The sequence below is a fragment of the Bacteroidales bacterium genome (assembly GCA_012517825.1).
Classification (GTDB): Bacteria; Bacteroidota; Bacteroidia; order Bacteroidales; family JAAYUG01; genus JAAYUG01.
In genome coordinates this window covers 1-8,546 of the sequence record JAAYUG010000043.1, presented here as the reverse complement: position 1 = coordinate 8,546, position 8,546 = coordinate 1, and the positions used below count along the sequence as shown (strand labels likewise).

Genomic DNA, 8,546 nt, shown 5'->3' with positions numbered 1-8,546 from the left:
GCAGATGATACAACGTGTGCAGAATTTTCTGCACGATAATTTTTCGGGGATTTCCCGGATTACGGTAACTTCATTTGCCAGCGTCGAAGGCAACTATCCGGTCAACTACCGGTTGTTTCTCAGCAGAGCTGCGATTCTCAGTGATTCCATGCGAAAGCAAGTTCCGGAAAAAGTTGGTTTCAGCATTACGGCAACAGAAAACTGGGAAATGTTCCGACAGCAGATGAACGACCCTTCACTGAGCTTCTTAAAAAACTCTGATACAGCCAAAATCAGGAAGTATGTGAACGAAAATGCCCTCGGTTCTTTACGGCCTCTGCTGGACGCTCAACGTTACTCCGAAGTGATGGTGTGTTTCTTCCCTTCTGTACCTCTTGAAACCGTTCACAGGCAGGCGTTGGCAGAGTATCTTATCCTGTTCAGGAAATACCGGCTTCAGTTTCAGAAACAGCCCGATGCTCCCCTGCCGAAGGATGCCGTTAAAAAGATGTCGGATATTCTTGACTATTTGTTGCTCGAACTCTAGTCAGGTAGCCTTTCCGGCCAGGCCGTTGATACCCTTCCCCTTCTGGCCGATATGCAGGTATTTAAACAGCCACTTATGCCAGGCCTTTCCATGGCAAAAGACCCATTTTCATCGCTGGCGGCCAGAAAGATATGGTTCGATCTGCATTACAGATCAAAGGAATTGAATGAAGACCAGGAGCTTCGGTTTCTTATGCTGCTTTCGGGGATTGATGGAGCACCTCCTGAGGCTGAATACAATTTTCAGGCCCGGCTGATCAATTCAGCCCCCCTTAAAACCCCTTCCGATTTTTCGTTTTTCAGCAGTCCGGAACGGGTGCTCCGGCTTACGGCACCTGCCGGCAAAAAACTTCCCGAAAACGGACTGGATCAAATGAGGCTCTTTGCTCATTTTGAAAAAATCAACCAGACTGTGCAAAAAGGGTATGAAAAATTCGGTGAAGCGACATCCTCTCTCCGTTACATATACCAATATTACAAGACGAAAGCCCCGTCTCCCGGATTCAGAAAAGACCTTGCCAGGCTATTTATGACCTTCCTGGCATACGATTATGCAACGGGAATACTGGAACCACTGATAATGCCTGAAGTAACTGACAATGAGGCCTACAGACTGTGGCTGAAGATATTCTATGTAAAAAACGGAGTACGGGATCTGAAGCCAGAATGGTATGAACCCTTGTTCAAAGCCGCATCGGTGTTGTCGCCTGCTGATTTCTGCAAACTGTTTGAAGAAGAGGAAAGAATTAACTTCCAGATTCTCGATTACAGACCATTGTGGGATTTGTATTGTAAAAACCGCAGCAAATAGCACATATTTAAAACCCATGGTATGAAAACCCGCACCCTGTCTTTTGTTTTGTTTCTGCAAGCTTTCCTTTTGCTGATGCCGGCACTTGCCCAGCCCTCCCTTCCCGGAATATGGAGCGGGAAACTAGCGGTGCCGGGAGGAGGAGAACTCACCCTTGCCTTCACATTTTTCCGGGATGAAAATGATAGCCTCCGGGCCAGTCTTCGTTCCATTGAACAAAGTCCGAATGATTTTCCCTTCGACCAGGTAACAAGTAACGGCAGAAAAGTGAATCTGATCCTGCGATCGCTCCACATTGAGGTGGAAGGTACTATTGATTCAACCGACAAGACGATGGTATGCGATTTCCGGCAGAGTGGATTCAGGTTTCCCTTGGTTTTGCATAAAACAGACGTAATGCCCGGGCTGAAAAGGCCGCAGGAACCGCAGAAACCATATCCGTACGTTGAAGAAGAAGTTACCTTTGAAAATGCAAAGGACAAAATTACTCTTGCCGGCATCCTTACTCTTCCGAAGGGTAAAGGTCCATTTCCTGCGGTTATTCTGATTTCCGGTTCAGGGCCACAGAACAGGGATGAAGAATTGTTCGGCCATAAACCATTTCTGGTACTTTCTGATTATCTTACCCGCAGGGGAGTTTCTGTGCTTCGTTTCGATGACCGTGGCACCGAGAAATCCACCGGCAACTTCAACGACGCAACAACCGCTGATTTTGCTTCGGATGTAATGGCCGCTCTTGCCTATCTGAAAACCCGCAAAGAAATTGATCATGGAAGGACAGGCCTTATCGGGCACAGCGAAGGAGGGATGGTAGCACCCATGGTTGCCTCCCGCTCAAAGAAGGTTGCATTTATCGTTCTTCTTGCCGGACCGGGTATAGGAATGGATCAGATTGTTCTGTATCAAATTGAACGCCAGCTAAAATTGCTTGGAAAAACAGAAGAACAAACCAGGACCGAAATCGGGTTCCGGAAAAAAATTTTTGAAATCATATCATCAACAAGCGATTCAGGCCTTGCTGCAAGAAAAATACTAAAAGCTTATGCCGGATTGCCCGAAACAGACAAAAACCTTCTCGCCTGGACACCCGAACAACTGGAAGGAATGATCAGGGCTTTCTCCAGTCAATGGTGGAGATTTTGCCTGACCTACCAGCCGGCAACAACACTCAGAAAGGTAACCTGTCCTGTGCTGGCACTGAACGGAAGCAAAGATACCCAGGTACAGGCAGACATGAATTTGGAGGCTATTGAAAAGGCGCTCAAAGAAGGAAAATGCAAATCCTTTACTATCAAAAAGCTGGAAGGACTGAACCACTTGTTCCAGAAATGCAAAACAGGAGACGGTTTTGAGTACGGTACAATAGAAGAAACGATAAATCAGGAAGCTCTTGAGCTTATTGGAAAATGGATTGATGAATCAGTTAAAAATTAAACGGGTATGAACAAACTGATATGGCTTGCCGGTGTTCTGCTCTTCCTTTCTTTCAGGCCCGGCTATGATGTTCTGGCCCAGAATGCCAGCGACAAACGCATTGATTCTGATAATTTTGACGTCGGACTGATGGAATATTTTGTAAAAATAAAGATCGACAGTGTGAGGAAAGCCCACGGACTGAATGCACTGCAGAACGATTCCCTTTTGTACATGGCGGCTCTGGATCAGGCAAAATACCAGAGAGGGAAAAAGGAACTTACTCATTTTCAGGCAAACCGAAGGAAAAAGACATTGAAAGACAGGCTTGATTACTATGGTTTCCCCTTCACAGCCGCAGCGGAAAATCTTGCCAGGGGCTATGTGCTGGTTCCGATCTATGCCTCAGGTTCCAGGACAAAAACCCTTATTGTCGAAACCTATGAGCAGGCAGCATATCAAATGGTTGACGGCTGGGTTCACAGCAAGAGGCATTACACCAATATCATAACGCCCGGTTATCGGTTCACGGGTGTAGCTATGGTATTCGACAAGGCGAAGAAGGAAGTAAACGGAGCGCAGGTTTTTGCCGATGCCCCTGAAAATTACCGGCCCGGGAGAAAACAGAAATAATCCTCAGTGCACTAATTGAAACACCAGCGTCGGATCGAAGGGGTATCTTCCGGAACGTTCTCCGTAAATGGCCAGTCCGCCCGGCAATCCGTCATTTACTTCCAGCCGTATGATAATGTCTTTCCCTTCCTGCAGGGCATCCAGGGGAACTACTGCCTGAACCAGATAACCGTATGAGCCGGCTTCGTCAAGCCTTCCGTTTTGGGGCTGGGAAAACCACGACAGAATCCCTCTGTGATCAGCAGGATCATCGGGAAGATAAAACTGACCGGCGGAAATTCCGTTTACCCTTACTGTGAGCAGGGAAGGAAATTTCCGGGTATCCGTCATAGGGTATGCATTGGGATTGAGCCCCGGGTCATGAAAACCTTCGCCCCGCATATAATCACCGCCCTTCTGCATGCCTTCAGGACGATCTTTCCCCAGCAGTTCCTTTGCCGAGGCTTCCAGCAGAAAGGTAAGGCCTGCAATATTTTCCTTTTTCAGACCGGAGGGCCATTGGATCCGGTATTCAAAATAACCCTTTCCGTCGCCCCAAACCTTCAGTCCATTCATTACCCGGCTGGTTTTGGTCGTCCAGCCGGCAGAAGCATAGGATGCAGGATGAAAACGCACCAGTTCAAACGTTTTCCCCTGCCTGGTAATGGTTTCCCTACCGGGTGTATTTCCTGCTGTAACATAAAATGTAGTAAAGTTCCGGTGCAGAACCTTACCGGAACGGGTTTCAATCTGCCAGGAAACCAGTGCCAATCCCTGATAGCAGGGCATACGCACGTTCAGATCAGCCAGATGGCCCTGATACCAGGGCTTATACGGCACCATATCCCGCCCGGAAGCCACATAATTGTAATTACCGAGCTGATCCCATGCGTACATTTCATGGACAATAACGAGGGAATCTCCTGCGCAAGCATCTGTCATAAAAGAAGCGAAAAGCGGCAGAACAACCTCTTCGTCAGGAAACACCTGCCGGCATAATTCGCTTCCGGCCGACAGGTAAAACGGACTGTGCAGGTCGTTCAGGCTCATGCCGGGAACCAGTTCGCCCAGTCCGGTTTCTTTTTCACTGCGGTCGTAACGGTAATATCCGTTCCACTCATTAATCACATCGTGATGCTCGGTATAGAGCCATCCACCCATTTTGGGATGCATACGGAACTCATTGATCATCCGGTGGTAATCCCAGCTCCAGTCCACATCTCCTGTGCTCCCGTTGTATCCCCAAACGTTGCCGCATTCGCTGTTGATCATGGGCGCCTGCGCCTGAACCGCAGGATGGCGGTAATTCCAGGGAGATCCCGGGAAGGTACTGTCAATAACCACCTTCATAAAGTCCTTCCAGGCATAGCCGGGCAAATAACTGTGCCAGGAATTGATATCACTGACAACATGATCATAGTTACAGGCTGAATTGTCCTCCACAAGACGGGTCGGATCGAGTTTTTTGGCCCGGTAGTACATTTGCTCCACCCAATGTGCCGTGCTGTCGGCATATACTCTTTTTTTACCGTCGCTGGAGAACAGCCCCCAGGTTTCATTGAACAGAACCCAGGAAAAAATGGACGGATGGTTGAAATCCCTGTCAATCATCTGTTCCATGGCATATTGCCATTCTTTCCGCATTTCAGGGCCGGGTTCTCCCCAGCTGTTGGGCACATCGGCCATGATCAGCAGACCCAGCTTGTCGGCCCAGTAAAGTTTGCGGGGAATTTCGACCTTGATGTGCAGTCTGTTTCCGTTAAGGCCGATCTTTTTTGATCGCAAAATTTCGTCGCGCATAAAGGCATCAGACGGATAGGTATAAAACCCTTCAGGATGATAGCATTGATCGAGTGTGAGCTGCAGATATACCGGCCTGTTATTGAGAGCAATGTACGGGAATGCCGTTCCCGGAAGGTTCACCACACTGATTTTCCTCATGCCGAAATAGGTTTTGACCTCGTCAATGGTCTTACGCTCAGCAACAAGCTTCAGTTTAGCATCATAGAGCCAGGGGTCGTCGAGGGTCCAGAGACGGGCACCGGGAAGGAAGATTGTCTGGGTTCCCACCTCCTCTCCTTTCTTTAATTTTCGTATGATGACCGTATCTTTTCCGGTGGGAAGAGAAACGGAAATCATCAGTTCAGCAGGTTGATCCAGAGGCTGCCCGAGGTAATAGCTTACCTGCACCAGGGAACGATCGATGTCGGGCACAAAATGAACCTTTTTCAGGTAGTTGCTTCCGCGGGCTTCGAGGTAAACCGTTTGCCAGAAGCCACGTGCCGGGCCGTACCCCTGCTTCCCTTCCAGTTTGTACTGTGCCGGAGAGTCATCAACCTTCACTACCAGCCGGTGCGTTTTCCCGGGTACGGCAAGCGGGGTAATCTCAAATTCAAATGGAGTGTATCCTCCCTGATAGAAACCCAGCTTTGTGCCATCCAGCCAGGCTGTGGTTCTCCAGTCAGAAGCTCCAAAAACGATAAAAATCCGTTGTCCTTTCCAGGATTCCGGAATATCAATGGTACGGGAGTACCACCCGATATCGGCTTCGTTGGCGACACCCGATAAGGGAGAACCCCAGGAAAACGGAACCAGAATTTTCTGTTCGGGCTGAAACTGCCTGTACCAGAAATTCTTTTCTCCCACATTTTCCTTGTCGAAACGAAAATCCCAGGTTCCGTTGAGGTTGATCCACTGCGGCCGTTCAAAATCGGGCCGCGGATGCTCAGGAAGCGGAATAACCTGATTCTGGGAAAATAAAGCCAGCGAGCAGAAAAGAAAAGGAAACACTCCTGCTGCCACCGATAAAAGCTTCTTCATACATGGGAATATTGATGGGGCTGAAGATAGGAAAAATGCTCTGTTGAACAAAATGACAGAAAAAATTCCAACTTTGATAAAAAAACTTATGGAACTGAAAAGCATTAATCCGTATACAGGTGAATGCATTGCTGCCGTTGCCGAATTTTCTGCCCGTCAGGTTCAGGCAGTTTTTCGTCAGTCAGAAAAGGCTTTTCATTTCTGGAAGTATTTTCCGGTTGCGCGGCGGGCCGATCTGGTAAGAAAAACAGGTCTTATACTGCATGCCAACAAAGAATTGTATGCCCGTACCATAACGTCGGAAATGGGCAAGCCTTTGCGTGAATCCATTGCCGAAATAGAAAAGTGCGCCTGGCTTTGTTCCTGGTATGCTGAAAATGGCCCTGCATTTCTGCGCAACGAAGAGATTCTTACGGATGCAAAGCACAGCTATGTTCGGTATGCCCCGCTGGGAACCATTCTGGCCATTATGCCCTGGAATTTCCCTTTCTGGCAGGTTTTCCGGTGTGCTGTTCCTGCTCTGCTGGCCGGAAATTGCATTGTACTGAAACATGCATCCAATGTTCAGCAATGCGCTGCACTGATAGAAGATATTTTTCTGAAAGCCGGTTGTCCGGAAGGAGTTTTTAAGAATATCCCCGTCAGTTCGGAGAAGGTGGCAGGACTGATTGCCCATCCGTTGGTAAAGGCAGTTAGCTTAACCGGAAGCCCGGAAGCAGGTTCCAAGGTAGCTGAGCTGGCCGGCCGCCACCTGAAAAAGACCGTGCTGGAACTGGGCGGAAGCAATCCCTTTCTGGTACTGAATGATGCTGACCTTCCTGCTGCCGTTGAAACGGGTTTCAGGTCGCGAATGCAAAATGCCGGCCAGAGTTGTATTGCGGCAAAACGGTATATTGTTCACCAAAGCGTGTACAATGAGTTTGTGGAAATGTTTCTGCAAAAAGTGCAAAAACTGGTTGTGTCAGATCCCATGAATCCCGGCACGGAAATGGGGCCGCTGGCAGGTATTGAGCATGCCGTAAAGGTAGAACGGCAGGTAACTGAATCGCAGTACCTGGGAGCAACTGTACTGTACGGAGGACACCGGCAGGGAGCCTTCTTCGAACCCACCGTTATGATCAACGTTACGGCTGACATGCCGGTTTTCAGGGAAGAAGTTTTCGGACCGGTGGCTGTTATTATCAAGGTCCCGGATGAACCGAAAATGATGGAACTGGCCGGCGCCTCTCCATTCGGGCTGGGGGTTACTGTTTTTACCTCCGATCTGGGACGAGCGGAAAAAATGATTCCCTGGTTCAAAGACGGGGCAGTTTTTGTCAATGAAATGGTAAAATCCGATCCGAGGCTTCCCTTCGGAGGAACAGAAAAGTCAGGGTACGGACGCGAATTGTCATGGCATGGAATCCGTGAATTCGTAAATGTCCAGACGGTATATATTGCTGAACCTTAAATGATATTATTGGCTTTAAGGCCAATTTCAAGATTTTATTAAGCCCGGATTGCGCATCAGAAGCGAAGCGAACTGATGCGCAGTGCGTTGGTCTTGCGCGCAAGCATCCGGGCAAACCCCGCTGAAACGAAGTGGAAGCGGCCGGTTAAGCCCGGATTGCGCATCAGGAGCAAAAGCGAACTGATGCGCAGTGCGTTGGCCTTGCGCGCAAGCATCCGGGCAAACCCCGCTGAAACGAAGTGGAAGCGGCCCTTGCGGCACATTGCGCAGTATTTCTGCGTAATGTTGATTAAATTTTATTTTTCCCGACAACACCCCGTGTAACAGTGGCAGTTGCCTGTGAAATTAAGGTATTGATGTTTCATTTTAATACCTAATCTGCTTGTGCTAAAAGGCCCATTAATTACACCTAAGATCGTTTTCTTCAACACCTCTGGTGTTGTAAAGGTAGGCTTTCAACTTACCATGGATGATACCGTGTACATTGCAATTCGAAACTTCCCGTTTCGCTTTGGTTTCTGAGAAAAAATTTTCTTTGAAATAAAAATATCAAGGAACTCAAAGAGCAAGAACACGAATATGAGCCAAATTTCATTCCAAAAAAGATTTTTAATGTTCACGGAAACTCAATGCGCGCCGGCCAGGGCAAAAAAGGTGACCCGGGCTGTTGTGAATGCCTGAATGCATAGAATTACGGCAGAGGGCCCGACGCCAAAGTCGGGATTTGACCTCAATCCCCGCAAAAGATTTAGTGAAGGCTTTATTTTCATTGTAATGCTTGCATAAAGGATGAGGGTAGGGGGCTTTATGAAAAGGGTTATGCGGGGTTTCACCCCGAACCCTGAGTTACTTTTTTGTCAGCTACACAAAAAAGTAACCAAAAAAAGTCTCCACGATTGAAGGCTGAGGCCTCTT

7 protein-coding genes are annotated in these 8,546 nt (G+C 48.2%); 5 read left to right on the top strand and 2 right to left on the bottom strand.

All coding sequences use genetic code 11. The features are described from left to right. From GX419_02995 to GX419_02980, 4 genes are all read left to right on the top strand, one after another. A partial coding sequence (locus GX419_02995) for a hypothetical protein (GenBank protein NLI23661.1) occupies positions 1-526 on the top strand: 526 nt, incomplete at its 5' end. A gap of 75 nt (positions 527-601) precedes the next feature. Then, on the top strand, positions 602-1,336 hold the full coding sequence (locus GX419_02990) for a hypothetical protein (GenBank protein NLI23660.1): 735 nt from the start codon (positions 602-604) through the stop codon (positions 1,334-1,336). A 21-nt stretch (positions 1,337-1,357) separates the two neighbouring features. Continuing rightward, the gene (locus tag GX419_02985) at positions 1,358-2,770 is read left to right on the top strand and encodes an alpha/beta hydrolase (protein NLI23659.1); all 1,413 of its coding nucleotides are present in this window, start codon (positions 1,358-1,360) and stop codon (positions 2,768-2,770) included. 6 nt (positions 2,771-2,776) lie between these two features. Next, complete coding sequence (locus GX419_02980) at positions 2,777-3,382, top strand: hypothetical protein (GenBank protein NLI23658.1); 606 nt, start codon at positions 2,777-2,779, stop codon at positions 3,380-3,382. A 3-nt stretch (positions 3,383-3,385) separates the two neighbouring features. Here GX419_02980 and GX419_02975 read toward each other — a convergent pair whose 3' ends face one another. Continuing rightward, complete coding sequence (locus GX419_02975) at positions 3,386-6,181, bottom strand: glycoside hydrolase family 2 (GenBank protein NLI23657.1); 2,796 nt, start codon at positions 6,179-6,181, stop codon at positions 3,386-3,388. 88 nt (positions 6,182-6,269) lie between these two features. On the opposite strand from GX419_02975, the gene GX419_02970 reads away from it, so the two are divergent. Beyond that, the gene (locus tag GX419_02970) at positions 6,270-7,631 is read left to right on the top strand and encodes an NAD-dependent succinate-semialdehyde dehydrogenase (protein NLI23656.1); all 1,362 of its coding nucleotides are present in this window, start codon (positions 6,270-6,272) and stop codon (positions 7,629-7,631) included. 56 nt (positions 7,632-7,687) lie between these two features. Here GX419_02970 and GX419_02965 read toward each other — a convergent pair whose 3' ends face one another. Next, positions 7,688-7,894, bottom strand: coding sequence for a hypothetical protein (locus tag GX419_02965; GenBank protein ID NLI23655.1), 207 nt, complete (start codon positions 7,892-7,894; stop codon positions 7,688-7,690). Positions 7,895-8,546 lie beyond the last annotated feature (652 nt).